The following is a 14,878-nucleotide window of genomic DNA, read 5'->3' as shown; positions in this document are numbered from 1 at the left end:
TTAAAAAAATTATCGTAACAGCAATTTGCTTACTGAATGGCTTGTGATGTTAAAACTTAGCATGCAAGTGAGCTTACTTGCATTATATTTTTCATAAGGGTTATTTAAACGCTTGCAAATAGCATTAAAAACAGCGTTATTTGAGATCAATGGGCCAGGGTTGTGCAGCGCGCCTAATTTGCTGAATTCCATGAAAAAAAATATTCTTTGCTTTGGCGAATTGCTGCTCCGTATAACGCCCGACGCCGCGGGAGTGTGGTTAACTAATAACAGCTTGCCTTTTTTTGTAGGTGGTGCCGAGCTTAATGTAGCTACTGCGCTCGCTTTATGGCAATTGCCGGTTGAGTATTGTACAGCTTTGCCTGATAACTATCTTTCGAAACAATTACTTAGTTATTTACAGCATAAACACATTAAAACGGATGCTGTATCGTTAAGCGGCAATCGAATTGGTTTGTATTACCTTGCCCAAGGGCAGGATCTTAAGCACGATGCGTTGATCTATGATCGTGCGCACTCTTCATTTGCAGAGTTGCAGCCTGGGATGATTAATTGGGATGATGTATTCAGCGACGTCAGCTGGTTTCATTTCAGTGCTATATCACCGGCGGTAAGTCAGCATGCGGCCGACGTTTGCCTGGAGGCTGTAAAGGCAGCATCTGAGAAAGGCATCACCGTGTCGGTTGATTTAAATTATAGGGCTAAGCTATGGAAGTACGGCAAAACCGCGCGCGAAGTTATGGAGCAGTTGCTGCCTTATTGTAATGTAGTTATGGGCAACATCTGGGCTGCCGAAGCCATGCTGGGTATCGAAGTACTGCCTGACATTCACGAGAGCGGACAGAAAAGCATTTACCTGAAAGAAGCGCTAAAAACTTCGGAAGAAATAGTTAAACGTTATTCCAAATGCCACACAGTAGCCAATACATTCAGATTTGGTAGTGATAAGCAGATCGAATATTACACGGCTCTTTATACCGGTTCGCAGTTCATTAGTTCAAAACAATACGCGTCAAACCAGATTGTTGATAAGGTGGGCAGTGGTGATTGCTATATGGCCGGTTTAATTTACGGGTTATATAATGATTGGACACCCGAACAGGTAATAGAATTCGCCACCGCCGCCGCTTTTACCAAACTTTTTGTAGCAAGCGATACTACCAACAAAACTGTTAACGATATACAAAATGCCATAAGTAATGAATAAAAAAGAACAGGTGCTCGACAGTATTATAGCGCAGGGCATGCTGCCGCTGTTTTTTTATGAAGATGCACAGGTAAGTATTGATATTACCCGAACACTTTATAAAGCCGGAGTGCGTGTGTTTGAATACACTAACCGCGGGCCTAAGGCGCTTGATAACTATATCGAACTCAAAAAGGCACAGAAGAAGGAATGGCCTGATCTTCATTTGGGTATAGGTACCATTAAATCTGTTGATGAGGCAGAGGCGTTCATTAGTGCAGGTGCCGATTTTATTGTATCGCCCATCGTTAACCCGGAAGTTAGCAAAGTTGCCAGTAAGCACAAGTTATTGTGGATACCCGGTTGTATGACGCCTACCGAAATATATACCGCCCAGCAGCATGGTGCCGCATTGATCAAACTTTTTCCGGCGGGTACGCTAAAACCTGATTTTTTGAGCGCCATTCGCGAGCTATTTCCCGGGCAGTTGTTTATACCTACCGGCGGCGTTGATACCACTAAGGAAAGCATACTGGCCTGGTTCAGGGCAGGGGTATGCGCAGTAGGCATGGGCAGCAAGCTCATCAGCAAAAAAGTGCTGGATGAAAATCTGTACGATCAATTGTATCATGACACGCTGCTTGTAAGCGAGATCATTCAAAGTTGTAAATAACACTGTCATTTTTGCGTAAATGTCGTCGGTTGGTGTTTCCGTAACTGATAATAGCTTTATATTTGTACTGTAATAAAAAATATTACAGTAATGAACAACGTAAGGTTTGCAACAGCGCTACACATTTTAACCCTTCATTATTATGTAAAGGATGAGATGCTTACGTCTGAATTTATTGCAGGTAGTATGAATGTTAATGCGGCTGTTGTTCGTAAGGAAATAAGCAACTTACGTAAAGTGGGATTGATTACGACTAAAGAAGGTAAGGGCGGCGGTACTTTGCTGGCTAAACCGGCAAAGGATATCCGACTGTCTGACGTTTATAATGCCGTGCGCCAAACATCGCCATTAGGTAAAAAAAACGTACCAAACCCTGATTGCCCCGTAGGTAAACAAATCAACGTAGAGCTGGATGTTTTATATAACAAGGCCGAAGATGCGATGGTGAGCCGTTTGGCCGCAGTTACGCTTGAAGCTTTTTGTAAACCGATAAAATAATTTTTTTAATCAATACTGTAATAAAATAAATTACAGTTATGTAGATAGCAACTTAAATAAAAATCAAAAACATGAAAGTAGCACTAATTGGCGCCACAGGTTTTGTAGGTACCGCCGTATTGAACGAACTGGAAAAAAGGGGACACGAAGTAATTGCCATTGCCCGTAATACCGACAAGGTAAACCAAAGTGCACAGGTTACAGCCGTTAAAGCCGATGTTTACAATGAAGAGGAAGTGACTGCCGCAGTAAAAGGTGCTGATGCCGTGGTAAATACCTTCAATTCAGGCTGGACTAACCCTAACATATATGATGATTTTTTGCGCGGATCGAAAGCTATACAGGAAGGTACTAAAAAAGCTGGCGTAAAAAGATTTTTCACTGTTGGCGGTGGTGGCAGTTTATATGTAGCGCCCGGCGTACAACTGGTGGATACTCCTCACTTCCCGGCGGAGTACAAGGCAGGAGCAACCGCCGCGCGTGATTACCTTAACCACATTAAAAATGAAACTGAACTTGATTGGACGTTTTTAAGCCCGGCTATTGAAATGCACCAAGGCACGGCCGGCATTATTAAAGGCACCTACCGCACAGGTTTGGATGAACCGGTTTATGATGAGAACCACCGCAGCATTATTTCAGTAGAAGATATGGCCACCGCTATTGTTGACGAGCTTGAAAATCCTAAACACATCCACCAGCGCTTTACGGTAGCCTATTAAGTCGCCGTGCCGAAATTGGACTAAATAAAACGGGCGTTACATCCATATGTAACGCCCGTTTTGATTATTTCTTAGGATCGCAAATGGTGGTAAGTTTTTTGGTGTAGTCAGGGTCTAACGGCTCGTTGGTTTGAGCCAGGCGTTGAGCGCCGACGTTCGCTGGGCAAGCTATGCCATACGGGGCATCGTAAATTATAGGGTCTTTACCCGCCTTTTCTATCACTTCTTTCGGGACAAATATCTGTACTTTAGTTATAGAATATCCCTGCGGAATGTAGCGGATATAATAACCATCCGGGTGTAATGACCATGTGCCCGATGGGTACTCGCTGTTGTTATTAGGGGCTATGCCTGCCAGCACCGCATATTTTTCCATTTCCTCATAACTCGCATTGCCTGAAGCAGCTAACCGCCTGATGTTATTCTCAGCCTCAAAAACAGCCTGTACCGGTTTGGGCAGTTTGCTTTTGGCGCTTTCCATAACGTTATTGGGTAAAATACCCAGCGCGCCGCCCTCAAGAGTTAACAATTGTTCAGGTGTGAGCAGTACGGCGGCAGTAGCTTTGATTTCGGTACTAAAGTCGGCCAGTTTTGTACGGGCAATTATAGCCCATAGCAAAACCTGTATACTGCGTTGTTTAACCTCCGGATGTTTTTCGGCGCTTTTTAAAATATTGATCACCACGTTTTTCTTGGGGCCTTCAACCGGGGCAAGCATGTAACCATCGCCGCTGCTTGGGCCGCGGGTGCCTGCGTGCAGGCAATAGCTTTTGTTGGTCATTTCGTACAGTCCGGCGCATAAAACATAACCGCCGCCAGTGGCTTTTGGCAGCAGGTACAAGGGCTGCGCTGTAACCCCTTCCTGAAAGGTTGGTGGTTGCGAGCCCTTGGTAATAGCATCATCCTTAAAATTGGTGGTTATAGCGGCCGGTTGTTTAACAATCTTGTTCAGGTTAAGGCCTGTACTGCTGAGCATGTCGCTACCTTTTTTTAGTAAACCGCCTAATTGCGCATAGCCGGGTTGGATAATGGCAATACAGGTAATTATTGCCAAAAATATTTTTTTCATGGTAAGGGTGTGTTTAGTGTTCCGAAAGATATTAATAGCTTTTTATAGCCGCAATAAAAAGTTTCCTGTAAATTAAATAATAGCAGGCGAAATGTACTTAACCGACTGTGAAGCTGCTATAGCAACCAAATATTCAACATCATTTAAATGTTAGATTGTAAAAAAACAATGCCTTTAATTGCTTATGGTACCTTAGTTAATAAAATAATTTTAGCTTTGCGTTGAATAAAAAATAAGCCAATGAGTGTTCTTGTAAATAAAGATTCCAAAGTAATAGTTCAGGGTTTTACCGGTAACGAGGGCACCTACCATGCCTCGCAAATGATTGAGTACGGTACGCAGGTTGTTGGTGGCGTAACACCGGGCAAAGGCGGCCAAACACATCTTGATCGTCCGGTTTTTAACACCGTTAAAGACGCGGTTGTAAGCACAGGTGCTGATGTATCTATCATATTTGTACCTCCGGCTTTTGCTGCTGACGCTATTATGGAAGCTGCCGAGGCAGGCATTAAAGTTATTGTTTGTATCACCGAGGGTATCCCTACAAAGGATATGATCCAGGTAAAAGAATATTTGACAGACAAGGATTCTCGTTTGATCGGTCCTAACTGTCCGGGTATCATCACTGCCGATGAGGCTAAAATTGGTATCATGCCGGGCTTCATCTTCAAAAAAGGTAATGTAGGGGTGGTTTCAAAATCAGGTACGTTAACTTACGAGGCGGTTGACCAGGTGGTTAAGGCTGGCTTAGGTATCACTACGGCTATCGGTATCGGTGGCGACCCGATTATTGGTACACCAACCAAAGAAGCGGTTGAACTGTTAATGAACGACCCGGAAACGCACGGTATCATCATGATTGGTGAAATTGGTGGTGGTATGGAAGCTGAAGCCGCCCGCTGGATAAAAGAGCATGGTACTAAACCTGTAGTGGGCTTTATTGCAGGCCAAACAGCGCCTCCGGGCCGCCGTATGGGCCACGCCGGCGCTATTGTTGGCGGTGCTGACGATACTGCTGCCGCTAAAATGAAGATCATGGCCGAGTGCGGTATCCGCGTGGTAGAGTCACCTGCCGAAATTGGTGCTGCTATGGCCGAAGAACTGGCTAAATTAGCGTAAGGCTGAAAGCATAAAGGCGAAAGCTAAAAGCTATATAATATTGAAAATCCCGGTTGAAAGACCGGGATTTTCTCGTTTTGAGCTGATGTCAGCGTCATGTAAACAACATGTCGGTTAAAACTATTCCATCTTAAATTAAGTATATTTATGTATAAATGAAATCGCCTAATTGATCGGTGGAATCATAACATAATTAGTGTAATCCTAATCAGAAAATGAAATACAATGAACTGACGCCCGAAGAAGAAAGGGTAATATTATACAAAGGAACCGAGCGCCCGTTTACTGGCGAACTACTGAATAACAAGGCTAAAGGCTTGTACGTTTGCAAACGCTGCGACGCGCCGCTCTACCGGTCTGACGATAAGTTTGAAAGCTTTTGCGGCTGGCCAAGTTTTGATGATGAAATACCAGGTGCTGTACATCGAGAAACGGATGCCGACGGCCGCCGTACCGAGATACTTTGTGCCAATTGCGGCGCGCACTTAGGCCACGTGTTTTTAGGCGAAGGCTTTACTGCCAAAAACACACGCCATTGTGTAAATTCCGTATCAATGAAGTTTGTTCCGCTGGAAGATTAATCAACGCGTTCTTCACGCAGGGCTTCCTTGATCTTTTCGGCGGTAGCCGCAAGCTGGTCCTGCGTAAAGCTTAATTTTGGGCGCGAAAAATTAATATCATCCACATGGTTGATCGGGATGAGGTGGATGTGGGCATGTGGCACCTCTAAACCAATAACCGCTACTCCTACACGCTGGCAGGGTACTGCCTTTTCAAGGCCCTTAGCCACTATCTTGGCAAAAATTTGCAGGCCGGTATAGGTTTCGTCGTCAAGGTCAAACAAGTAATCAACTTCTTTTTTCGGTATAACCAGCACGTGGCCTTCGGCCAGTGGAGATATATCTAAAAAAGCAAGAAACTCATTGCTTTCAGCTACAACGTGAGCCGGTATTTCGCCCGCTACTATTTTTGAGAATATGCTTGACATGAGTAGGGTATTTGTTGAGTTATTGAATTAGTGATTTGATTGTCGAACTATTGAAGGATTGAATTAGTGATTTGTTTTTAATCAATAATTCAATGCTTCAATAAATCAATAATTACTTATCTGCTTATCTCTAATATCTCAAATTCAATTTTACCTGCAGGAACAGTGATTTCGGTTTTGTCGCCAACTTTTTTACCCAGTAAACCCTGAGCAATAGGCGAGCTTACAGATATTTTACCGGCTTTCAAATCGGCCTCAGTTTCTGACACCAGCTGATAGCTCATCGTAGCGCCGTTTTTCAGGTTTTTTATTTTAACGACGGATAGGGCCAATACCTTTGATGTATCCAGTTTTGATTCATCCAGCAAACGTGCATTAGCTAACACCTCTTCAAGCTTTGCTATTTTGGTTTCGTGTAAGCCCTGTGCCTCTTTAGCGGCATCATATTCAGCATTCTCTGAAAGATCGCCTTTATCGCGTGCTTCAGCAATTGCCTTGGCAATATTAGCACGGCCTGTAGTTTTTAAATACTGTAATTCTTCCTTTAATTTTTCTAAACCTTCTTTGGTATAGTATGATACCTCTGCCATAACGCACTAATTAAATTTAAACTGTTAATGTTTTAGGTTAATGTAAAAAAAAACCGCCCTTCCTTTTCATCACAAAAGAAGGACGCGACTCTTTTAAAAAACAAACAAGACTATGAGTGGCCGTAGCCCGCATAGTCTTGCTTTGATATAAAACGAAGATAATGGAATTAAATTTTAATATCCAAATTTTTTATCAAGTAAAAACTTGATAGTCCATAGACCATTGTCGATAGTCCATAGCCAGCTTCGTTATTAAAACTTTAGTCCATCGTCTGTCGACTATGGCCTATGGTCTATTGACCATCGACCACCCTCGGCAGCTTTCCCGCCAGCACTTCGCTTATTTTGCGGTACGACTCAAAGGTCCAGCCGGCAACGTGTGGGGTAAGTATCACCTTGTTGGTTTTGCATAAATCAGCATACCATTCCTGTTCGCCCAGCGCTGGAAATTTCTCCACTTCCAATACATCAAGCGCGGCGCCTATTATTTTGCCCTGTTCAATAGCATTCAGTACCGAGCGAACTTTAGCCGTTTTACCGCGAGAAGTATTGATAAAAAATATCGGCTTTTTAAAGTGAAAGAAATATTCATCATTGGCCAGGTATTGCGTTTCGGCAGTAAGTGGCACATGCAGGCTCAGTATATCGCTGTGTTTAACAATTTCTTCCATACTTACTTCTCGGGCGTACTGGTCGCTAAAGCCGGTTTTGTATTTATCATAAGCAATCACATCAACCTCAAAGCCGGACAGCTTGCGGGCGAAGCTCTGCCCCATGTGGCCGTAACCAATAATGCCTACGGTACGGCCTTTTAGCTCGTAGCCGCGGTTTTCCTCACGCAGCCATTTGCCATCGCGTACCTCCAGGTTGCCAATGTTAAACTTGTTCATAAGCGCCAGCAGCATACCCACGGCATGTTCACCTACGGCATCTGAGTTGCCTTCCGGGGCATTATATATTTCGATACCTTTTTGGGCGGCGTAATCACCGTTAATATTATCAATGCCGGCACCAGCACGGGTAATAAAACGCAGGTTAGGGGCGGCATCCATAAAGGCCTTATCAACCTCGAATTTTGAGCGGATAGCCAAACCCTCGTAATCAGCGATAACGGCAAGTGCATCGGCCAGTTTAAAATCGGGGTGATAATCGCAGGTGTAGCCCTTTGCCGTAGCTATCTCGATGTACGACGGATGCAGGTCGTCAACTATTAAAATATTATTTTTCAAAGTCAAACTGTTATATTCGGCCGCCAAATTACAAATTATTATCGCTCATAAATCCGCACCGGTTACAGTTATGACAATCAATCAACCAGTGCCCGCCACTGATGCTCCCAAAACTAAGCTTAGCTACATCAACAATGTAAAAGTATTGCTTACTGCCCTTGTTATTATACACCACGTGCTGGTTACTTATGGCGCGCCGGGCGGCTGGTATTACTCCGAAAAAACAAGCCTCGCGGGCGCTGTCATACCCATGACGATAGTGGTAGCCATAAATCAATCGTTTTTTATGGGATATTTTTTCTTCCTGTCGGCTCTGTTTGTGCCATCATCTTATAACATTAAAAGTGCTGGCCGTTTTATTACCGATAGATTGCTGCGCCTGGGTATTCCGTTATTGTTTTACTCATTGATACTATCACCTTTTATGAATTACCTGGTATATTACTATGCGGGTGAACATCATATTCCCCTTGGCCAATATTTAAGCGGGTATGATGATTGGGTGAATTTTGGCGTAATGTGGTTTGTAGTAGCCTTGTTGTTGTTTACAATTGGCTACGCAGTTATCAGGCTTTTATTAAAAAGTGGCATAAATGTCAGAATGAATCTTCCATCTAATAAACGTATTTTGCTTTTAGCAGCAGGCGTGGGGCTAATAAGTTTTGCCGTACGGATAGTTTTTCCGGTTGGCTGGGTGCTTAAACCTTTGGGTTTTCAGTTGGGGCATTTTACGCATTACATAGCTTTATTTACGTTATAATAGCATCTAATAATAACTTGCTCGGTCAAATAAGTTTTGAGCAGGCATTGCGTATGCGGCGCGTAGCCGTCGCCGTCGGCGGTTTGGGGTTATTATCTATTTATGTCATTAAAGTTATATTTAATGTACCGATTGGATGGTTTAGCGGTGGTTTTAATTATATCTCCCTTTTATATTCTGTTTGGGAGCAGCTTACTGGTTTTGCTATATGTGTAGCTATAACAGGTGTAGCGAAATATCGTTGGGATAACAGTTCGGCCATGCTTAGTGCTTTGTCGCGGGCGGCATTTGCTACCTATATTTTCCATCCGCTGGTGCTTATAATATTATCTATACTTTTTAGATCTGTGGACATTGATCCGGCTGTAAAAGCGGTGCTGGTAGCTCCTCTTGGCGTTGTATTTAGTTTTGCTTTGGCACTGCTTTTGGTGCGTATACCATTGGTGAACAAGGTTGTTTAAAGCCTGCTTGCCGATAACACTCAATGAGATCATTCAAAGAAATTACGACCGGCCTTAAACAACAGGCTGATATGCTGGCACAACGCGGTTTCAGGCAAATATTTGACCGTATAGATCAGCTCAATATAAAAAAAGGCGTTGATAAACTTGGCCTGGAAGGATTTATTAATCAATGCGCATATCTGGCCGCCGGGACGGGCGCTCTGTCCGGCACGGGCGGTGTGTTTACCATGGCGCTGGGCATTCCTGTTGATGTAGTTAATTTAATTACCCAGCAGTTCCGCGTTACTATGGCCGTGAATTACGCCAGGCGGGGTACATACAAAATCAGCTTTGATGAATTTATCAAAATAGTGGCAGCATCCTTAAAGGTGGAAGCCAGCATTGCCTTATCTAAAAACGTATTAGAGGCCGTAGCCGAAAAACTGATGCTGAAGCTTGGTGCTCGGGCCGCTCAGCGTTTAGTGCCTGTGGTAGGTGCGGTTATAGGCGGCACAGCCAATTATTTATTTATAAAACGAATGGGCGAGTCGGTTAAGGAACTGCACGGTAAAGATGAGGTGATCAAGCTATGATTACCTCGTTTCGCTTATCCTGTTTGTCAACGACACGAAGTCGCTAACCGTTAGCCGTTCGGCGCGTAGTTCAAGCATAGGCTCATCAGTTAGTTTTTCTTTGTTAATAAGTGATGATAGTGCATTGCGCAATGTTTTTCGGCGCTGGTTAAACCCGGCTTTTACTACCTGCCAAAACAGTTTTTCGTCACAACTTAATTCCTGCACCTCGTTGCGCGTCAATCGTATTACGGCCGATAGTACTTTTGGTGGCGGATTGAATACTCCTGCTTTTACAGTAAACAAATATTCTACCTTATAATACGCTTGTAAAAACACACTGAGTATACCATATTCTTTGCTTCCTGCTTTGGCATTGCAGCGTTCGGCAACCTCCTTCTGAAACATGCCCACTACCTCAGGTACCTGTTGGCGGTTGTCCAGTATCTTAAAAAGTATTTGCGATGATATATTGTATGGAAAATTGCCGATAACAGCCAACGGACCGTTAAAAGTGGCGGCAAAATCCAGCTCCAAAAAATCGGCATTGATCAGCCTGTCGCCCAGCTGCGGATATTTTTTTCCTAAAAACTCGTACGATTCTGTGTCAATGTCGATCAGGTAAGTTTCGTAATCTGTTTTTTGTAACAAAAAATCAGACAGGATACCCATGCCTGGGCCAACCTCCAGCACTTGCTTGTAGCCTAACTGCGGCCTTAATGCTTCCACAATTTTTGAGGCGATATTTTTATCGGTAAGGAAATGCTGGCCGAGGTGTTTTTTAGCCCTGACTATTGACATGCTGAACAAATATTTGGCAAATTAAGGCATATTTGTGCTTTTATCAGGCAGCGTAATCCTAAAAATATTTAATTTGCGTGATTATTGCCTCATCCCGCAATAACTGTTTCGGCAGATATATCAGGTTTTGGCAATTAAAAAATCGGTGAAATCAATAATTATCACCGGTTAAAATCATAAACAGTATGAGCGGTAAAATAAAAGTTGGTATCAGCATAGGCGACGTAAATGGCATTGGTTTGGAGATCATTATCAAAACCTTATCAGAAAGCAAGGTTTATGATTATTGCACGCCTATTGTTTACGGGCACACTAAAGTAGCCTCATTCTACCGCCGCTTAAGCAATACCAGTGAATTTGTATTTAATGTGATTAGCGATGCATCGCAAGCGCAGCACCGCAAACCCAATATGATCAATTGCTGGGATGACGATGTAAAGCTGGAGCCGGGCGTTATCAACGCCACCGGCGGCAAATACGCGCTTATCTCGTTAGAGCGTGCAACAAATGATTTGTTAGCCGGGCATATCGATGCCCTGGTTACCGCACCAATAAATAAGGACAATATTCAAAGCGAAAGCTTTAATTTCCCGGGGCATACTGAGTACCTGCAGCAACGTGGCAATGCTGCCGATTCGCTGATGTTTCTGGTAAGCGAAAACATAAGAGTAGGGGTGGTAACGGGGCATATCCCTATTTCACAGGTGTCGAAAAACATTACGGCCGAAAAAATATTAGCCAAGCTAAAGTTAATGGACGGTAGCCTGCGCCACGACTTTTGGGTACGCAAACCCAAGATAGCCGTGCTGGGCCTTAACCCTCATGCAAGTGATAATGGTTTAATAGGCGATGAAGAGCAGCACATTATAAGCCCTGCTATTGAGGATGCACGCAACAACGGTATACTGGCTTTTGGGCCTTATTCGGCTGATGGTTTTTTTGCCAGCGGCGCTTATAAGCAGTTTGATGCCGTACTGGCCATGTATCATGATCAGGGTTTAATACCGTTTAAGCAGATAGCCTTTGAGGACGGAGTTAACTTTACCGCGGGTTTAAGTTTTGTACGCACCTCTCCGGATCATGGCACCGCTTATGACATTGCCGGCAAAAACCAGGCATCAGAACGTTCGTTCCGCGAGGCATTATTTACCGCGTTACACATCGTTCGTAACCGTAGGGAAAACGCCGAGCTTACCGAAAATCCGTTAACACATCATAAGCTGACAAGGGATAGGGATTGATTTGGTCATTGGTCAGTAGCCGTTGGTCATTATACATCTCATTTGGCAATTGTCATTTGTCATTGAGTTTTGTTGTTAGGTAATATTGATCAGTTAATAATTATCAGCCATAATTATTAATGCCTAATGTCCAATGACTAATTCCCAATGACTTTAAATAAAAAAACACTTTTCAGATTTAGGAAAAAACCCTACATTTGCGGGCTAATTGTTGCTCATTGAAATCACTAAGGAAATATACGATACCATTTTCCGGCTTAAAGCTGGGTAAGCATCGTTTTGACTTTGATGTTGATGACTCTTTTTTTGAAGAGTTTGAGTATTCATTGGTAAAAAAAGCGAAGTTGGTATGTAACGTCGAGCTTGATAAGCAGGAAACAATGCTAATCCTGAACTTCGAGATTGACGGATGGATCGGGCTTACCTGCGACAGGTGTTTGACTGATTACGAGCATCCTATCCATATTCGCGAGCAGCAGATAGCCAAGTTCAGCGCTGAGGAGGTTGATGAGGATGATGAGATCATTACCCTGGGAAAAAACGATCATGAGATTGATATTGCCGGGCTGATATATGAATATGTAACAGTTGCTGTGCCGTTCATTGCATCGTGCAGTGGTGACGGAAGCGCTGATAAGTGTAATAAAGAAATGCTTGATAAGCTGAACGCGCTATCGGGTAGTGATGATGATAAGAACGAGGCGACCGACCCGCGTTGGGACGCGCTCAAAAACATTAAGTAAATAATTATTTAGGAAGTTATGCCAAATCCAAAAAGAAAGTTCTCCAAATCAAGAAGAGATAAACGCAGAACGCATTACAAAGCTGAAGCACCTACTTTAACAACCTGCAAAACTACAGGTGCTGTTCACCTGCCACACAGAGCTTATACTGTTGATGGTAACGTTTACTATAACGGTAAATTACTGATCGAGAAAACAGCGGTAGCTTAAGTTTAATTTTCACATCTGATGAAGATTGGCTTAGATATTATGGGCGGCGACTACGCCCCTAAAGCAACTGTTTTAGGAGCTATTGAAGCCCGTAAATCCTTATCGCCCGACCAAACGCTGGTGCTTATCGGCGATGAAGGCGTGGCGAAGGAGATTTTGCAGCAAAGCAACGTCAGTGCCGACCTGTTTGAGTTTGTGCACACCACCGAGGTGATCGGTATGGGTGAGCATCCTACCAAAGCCATTGTACAAAAGCCTAACGCCAGTATAAGCGTTGGTTTTAAAATGCTTAAGGAAGGGCAAATAGCAGCTTTTGCATCAGCAGGTAATACTGGTGCCATGCTGGTAGGCGGTATGTTCAGCGTAAAAACTATTCCGGGTGTTGTACGCCCGGCCATGACAACCATTGTACCCAAACTGAAAGGCGGTTTGGGTATTTTGTTGGATGTAGGTGCCAATGCTGATTGCAAGCCCGATAACCTGCTGCAATTTGGCGTGCTGGGTAGTTTACTTGCCGAAAGTGTTTACGGTATCGAAAACCCGCGCGTTGCATTGATGAACATTGGTGAGGAAGAGGAAAAAGGTAACATGCTTTACCAGGCCACTTACCCGGTAATGAAGGACACCAACATGTTTAACTTTGTGGGTAACATTGAGGGGCGCGACCTGTTCGGCGATCAGTTTGACATTGCCGTATGCGATGGCTTTACCGGTAACGTAATTCTTAAACTGGCCGAATCCTTTTATGTTATCACCCTGAAAAAAGGACTTAAAGACGAATTTTTCGACCGCTTTAACTACGAGCAATATGGCGGCAGCCCGATATTAGGACTGAACGCGCCGGTTGTTGTAGGGCACGGCATCTCAAGCCCTGAGGCCATAAAAAATATGGTACTCCTTTCTAAAAATATGGTTGAGAGCAACCTGATTGATAAAATTAAGCAAGCATTTCATTAAATTTCCCAATAAAATGACCAAAATCCGTGCTGCGATCACTGCTGTTGGTGGATATGTGCCCGATTATGTGTTAACCAATAAGGAGCTTGAAACCATGGTTGATACTAATGACGAGTGGATAACCTCACGTACCGGTATCAAAGAGCGCAGAATACTAAAAGGCGAGGGCCTGGCTACGTCTGACCTTGCCGTGCCGGCCGTAAAGCAACTGCTCGAAAAACGCGGTATCGGCGCCGAAGAAATTGACCTGATTATATTTTGTACCACTACACCTGACTATCCTTTCCCGGCAACAGCTAACCTGTTTGCTGATAAAATCGGCGCTAAAAACGCCTGGGGCTGGGATTTACAGGCGGCCTGTTCAGGCTTTGTGTTTGGTTTAACCACCGGCGCTCAGTTCATTGAATCGGGCAAGCATACCAAAGTACTGGTTGTAGGTGCCGATAAAATGTCGGCCATGGTTGATTATACCGATCGCGCTACCTGTATTTTATTTGGCGATGGCTGCGGCGCTGCCCTGCTTGAGCCTGATTATGAAGGTTACGGGGTTATCGATTCGATATTAAAAAGCGACGGTGCCGGTATACCTTACCTGCATCAAAAAGCGGGCGGCTCATTACGCCCTGCTACACACGCAACCATTGATGCTCGCCAGCATTACGCTTACCAGGAAGGCCAGGCCGTATTTAAATTTGCGGTTACCAACATGGCTAACGTTGCTGCCGAGGTAATGGAGCGTAACAACCTAACGGCTGATGATATAGCATGGCTGGTACCTCACCAGGCCAACAAACGTATTATTGATGCTACTGCTAACCGTACCGGAGTACCTGCGGAAAAAGTAGTAATTAACATTGACCGTTACGGAAATACCACTAACGCCACCATCCCGCTATGTTTGTGGGAGTGGGAAAACAAGTTCAAAAAAGGCGACAATATTATATTGGCAGCCTTTGGCGGCGGCTTTACCTGGGGCTCGGCTTATTTAAAGTGGGCTTACTAAAATCAGTTTAAAATATACAGCGTTATTAACAACCGCAATGGTTGTTAATAACGCTGAACATTATTTTATATGAT

19 protein-coding genes are annotated in these 14,878 nt (G+C 43.8%); 14 read left to right on the top strand and 5 right to left on the bottom strand.

Features of this window, described 5'->3' with window-relative positions; genetic code table 11:
* The first annotated feature begins 190 nt into the window (after positions 1 to 190).
* The 4 genes from LT679_RS15215 (at position 191) to LT679_RS15200 (ending at position 3,079) form a co-directional block, all read left to right on the top strand.
* Positions 191 to 1,207 carry a sugar kinase gene (locus LT679_RS15215; protein ID WP_232178459.1) on the top strand — a complete coding sequence of 339 codons (1,017 nt, stop codon included), beginning with the start codon at positions 191 to 193 and terminating at the stop codon, positions 1,205 to 1,207.
* Positions 1,200 to 1,859 carry a beta/alpha barrel domain-containing protein gene (locus tag LT679_RS15210; RefSeq protein WP_232178458.1) on the top strand — a complete coding sequence of 220 codons (660 nt, stop codon included), beginning with the start codon at positions 1,200 to 1,202 and terminating at the stop codon, positions 1,857 to 1,859. The genes LT679_RS15215 and LT679_RS15210 overlap by 8 nt, the downstream gene beginning before the upstream one ends.
* Positions 1,860 to 1,949: 90 nt before the next feature.
* The gene (locus tag LT679_RS15205) at positions 1,950 to 2,357 is read left to right on the top strand and encodes an RrF2 family transcriptional regulator (RefSeq protein WP_232178457.1); all 408 of its coding nucleotides are present in this window, start codon (positions 1,950 to 1,952) and stop codon (positions 2,355 to 2,357) included.
* Positions 2,358 to 2,428: 71 nt separating this feature from the next.
* Positions 2,429 to 3,079 (top strand): NAD(P)-dependent oxidoreductase, encoded by a 651-nt coding sequence (locus LT679_RS15200; protein WP_232178456.1) that lies wholly within the window; start codon positions 2,429 to 2,431, stop codon positions 3,077 to 3,079.
* Between the two features lie 64 nt (positions 3,080 to 3,143).
* Here LT679_RS15200 and LT679_RS15195 read toward each other — a convergent pair whose 3' ends face one another.
* Positions 3,144 to 4,148, bottom strand: a complete 1,005-nt coding sequence (locus LT679_RS15195) for a hypothetical protein (RefSeq protein WP_232178455.1) — start codon at positions 4,146 to 4,148, stop codon at positions 3,144 to 3,146.
* Between the two features lie 240 nt (positions 4,149 to 4,388).
* Between LT679_RS15195 and sucD the strand changes: the two genes are divergently transcribed.
* Both sucD and LT679_RS15185 read left to right on the top strand, forming a co-directional pair.
* On the top strand, positions 4,389 to 5,267 hold the full coding sequence (sucD, locus tag LT679_RS15190) for a succinate--CoA ligase subunit alpha (protein ID WP_232178454.1): 879 nt from the start codon (positions 4,389 to 4,391) through the stop codon (positions 5,265 to 5,267).
* Positions 5,268 to 5,482: 215 nt separating this feature from the next.
* Positions 5,483 to 5,848: a methionine-R-sulfoxide reductase gene (locus LT679_RS15185; protein WP_232178453.1), complete on the top strand. Its 366-nt coding sequence runs from the start codon at positions 5,483 to 5,485 to the stop codon at positions 5,846 to 5,848.
* Here the strand turns inward: LT679_RS15185 and LT679_RS15180 are convergent.
* The 3 genes from LT679_RS15180 to LT679_RS15170 all read right to left on the bottom strand — a co-directional run bounded on the left by LT679_RS15180 (position 5,845) and on the right by LT679_RS15170 (position 8,074).
* Positions 5,845 to 6,255 carry an HIT family protein gene (locus LT679_RS15180; RefSeq protein WP_232178452.1) on the bottom strand — a complete coding sequence of 137 codons (411 nt, stop codon included), beginning with the start codon at positions 6,253 to 6,255 and terminating at the stop codon, positions 5,845 to 5,847. The two genes, LT679_RS15185 and LT679_RS15180, sit on opposite strands and share 4 nt — an antisense overlap.
* 116 nt (positions 6,256 to 6,371) lie before the next feature.
* The gene (gene greA, locus LT679_RS15175; protein ID WP_232178451.1) at positions 6,372 to 6,845 is read right to left on the bottom strand and encodes a transcription elongation factor GreA; all 474 of its coding nucleotides are present in this window, start codon (positions 6,843 to 6,845) and stop codon (positions 6,372 to 6,374) included.
* Between the two features lie 293 nt (positions 6,846 to 7,138).
* On the bottom strand, positions 7,139 to 8,074 hold the full coding sequence (locus LT679_RS15170; protein WP_232178450.1) for an NAD(P)-dependent oxidoreductase: 936 nt from the start codon (positions 8,072 to 8,074) through the stop codon (positions 7,139 to 7,141).
* 70 nt (positions 8,075 to 8,144) lie between these two features.
* On the opposite strand from LT679_RS15170, the gene LT679_RS15165 reads away from it, so the two are divergent.
* The 3 genes from LT679_RS15165 to LT679_RS15155 are packed head-to-tail and all read left to right on the top strand — an operon-like array spanning position 8,145 to position 9,870.
* Positions 8,145 to 8,834 (top strand): acyltransferase family protein, encoded by a 690-nt coding sequence (locus LT679_RS15165; protein WP_232178449.1) that lies wholly within the window; start codon positions 8,145 to 8,147, stop codon positions 8,832 to 8,834.
* 17 nt (positions 8,835 to 8,851) lie between these two features.
* The gene (locus LT679_RS15160; RefSeq protein WP_232178448.1) at positions 8,852 to 9,295 is read left to right on the top strand and encodes a hypothetical protein; all 444 of its coding nucleotides are present in this window, start codon (positions 8,852 to 8,854) and stop codon (positions 9,293 to 9,295) included.
* A 23-nt stretch (positions 9,296 to 9,318) separates the two neighbouring features.
* Entirely contained in the window at positions 9,319 to 9,870 is a 552-nt protein-coding gene (locus tag LT679_RS15155) for an EcsC family protein (RefSeq protein WP_232178447.1), read from the top strand.
* Here the strand turns inward: LT679_RS15155 and rsmA are convergent, their stop codons facing one another.
* The gene (gene rsmA / locus LT679_RS15150) at positions 9,871 to 10,650 is read right to left on the bottom strand and encodes a 16S rRNA (adenine(1518)-N(6)/adenine(1519)-N(6))-dimethyltransferase RsmA (protein ID WP_232178446.1); all 780 of its coding nucleotides are present in this window, start codon (positions 10,648 to 10,650) and stop codon (positions 9,871 to 9,873) included.
* A gap of 185 nt (positions 10,651 to 10,835) precedes the next feature.
* Between rsmA and pdxA the strand changes: the two genes are divergently transcribed.
* The 5 genes from pdxA (at position 10,836) to LT679_RS15125 (ending at position 14,804) form a co-directional block, all read left to right on the top strand.
* Positions 10,836 to 11,891: a 4-hydroxythreonine-4-phosphate dehydrogenase PdxA gene (pdxA, locus tag LT679_RS15145; protein WP_232178445.1), complete on the top strand. Its 1,056-nt coding sequence runs from the start codon at positions 10,836 to 10,838 to the stop codon at positions 11,889 to 11,891.
* 218 nt (positions 11,892 to 12,109) lie between these two features.
* Positions 12,110 to 12,634, top strand: a complete 525-nt coding sequence (locus LT679_RS15140; RefSeq protein WP_232178444.1) for a YceD family protein — start codon at positions 12,110 to 12,112, stop codon at positions 12,632 to 12,634.
* An 18-nt stretch (positions 12,635 to 12,652) separates the two neighbouring features.
* Positions 12,653 to 12,844: a 50S ribosomal protein L32 gene (rpmF, locus tag LT679_RS15135; RefSeq protein WP_232178443.1), complete on the top strand. Its 192-nt coding sequence runs from the start codon at positions 12,653 to 12,655 to the stop codon at positions 12,842 to 12,844.
* A gap of 18 nt (positions 12,845 to 12,862) precedes the next feature.
* Positions 12,863 to 13,801 (top strand): phosphate acyltransferase PlsX, encoded by a 939-nt coding sequence (gene plsX, locus LT679_RS15130; protein ID WP_232178442.1) that lies wholly within the window; start codon positions 12,863 to 12,865, stop codon positions 13,799 to 13,801.
* A gap of 13 nt (positions 13,802 to 13,814) precedes the next feature.
* Positions 13,815 to 14,804 (top strand): beta-ketoacyl-ACP synthase III, encoded by a 990-nt coding sequence (locus tag LT679_RS15125; protein ID WP_232178441.1) that lies wholly within the window; start codon positions 13,815 to 13,817, stop codon positions 14,802 to 14,804.
* Positions 14,805 to 14,878: the final 74 nt, after the last annotated feature.

Source organism: Mucilaginibacter roseus, from assembly GCF_021215455.1.
Lineage (GTDB): Bacteria > Bacteroidota > Bacteroidia > Sphingobacteriales > Sphingobacteriaceae > Mucilaginibacter > Mucilaginibacter roseus.
This window is presented reverse-complemented; position numbering and strand designations above follow the sequence as displayed.

Excerpts from the sequence above, each read along its gene's own strand:
- LT679_RS15215 (WP_232178459.1), top strand. The coding sequence starts at position 191 with ATGAAAAAAAATATTCTTTGCTTTGGCGAATTGCTGCTCCGTATAACG.
- LT679_RS15210 (WP_232178458.1), top strand. The coding sequence starts at position 1,200 with ATGAATAAAAAAGAACAGGTGCTCGACAGTATTATAGCGCAGGGCATG.
- LT679_RS15205 (WP_232178457.1), top strand. The coding sequence starts at position 1,950 with ATGAACAACGTAAGGTTTGCAACAGCGCTACACATTTTAACCCTTCAT.
- LT679_RS15200 (WP_232178456.1), top strand. The coding sequence starts at position 2,429 with ATGAAAGTAGCACTAATTGGCGCCACAGGTTTTGTAGGTACCGCCGTA.
- LT679_RS15195 (WP_232178455.1), bottom strand. The coding sequence starts at position 4,148 with ATGAAAAAAATATTTTTGGCAATAATTACCTGTATTGCCATTATCCAA.
- sucD (WP_232178454.1), top strand. The coding sequence starts at position 4,389 with ATGAGTGTTCTTGTAAATAAAGATTCCAAAGTAATAGTTCAGGGTTTT.
- LT679_RS15185 (WP_232178453.1), top strand. The coding sequence starts at position 5,483 with ATGAAATACAATGAACTGACGCCCGAAGAAGAAAGGGTAATATTATAC.
- LT679_RS15180 (WP_232178452.1), bottom strand. The coding sequence starts at position 6,255 with ATGTCAAGCATATTCTCAAAAATAGTAGCGGGCGAAATACCGGCTCAC.
- greA (WP_232178451.1), bottom strand. The coding sequence starts at position 6,845 with ATGGCAGAGGTATCATACTATACCAAAGAAGGTTTAGAAAAATTAAAG.
- LT679_RS15165 (WP_232178449.1), top strand. The coding sequence starts at position 8,145 with ATGACAATCAATCAACCAGTGCCCGCCACTGATGCTCCCAAAACTAAG.
- LT679_RS15155 (WP_232178447.1), top strand. The coding sequence starts at position 9,319 with ATGAGATCATTCAAAGAAATTACGACCGGCCTTAAACAACAGGCTGAT.
- rsmA (WP_232178446.1), bottom strand. The coding sequence starts at position 10,650 with ATGTCAATAGTCAGGGCTAAAAAACACCTCGGCCAGCATTTCCTTACC.
- pdxA (WP_232178445.1), top strand. The coding sequence starts at position 10,836 with ATGAGCGGTAAAATAAAAGTTGGTATCAGCATAGGCGACGTAAATGGC.
- rpmF (WP_232178443.1), top strand. The coding sequence starts at position 12,653 with ATGCCAAATCCAAAAAGAAAGTTCTCCAAATCAAGAAGAGATAAACGC.
- plsX (WP_232178442.1), top strand. The coding sequence starts at position 12,863 with ATGAAGATTGGCTTAGATATTATGGGCGGCGACTACGCCCCTAAAGCA.
- LT679_RS15125 (WP_232178441.1), top strand. The coding sequence starts at position 13,815 with ATGACCAAAATCCGTGCTGCGATCACTGCTGTTGGTGGATATGTGCCC.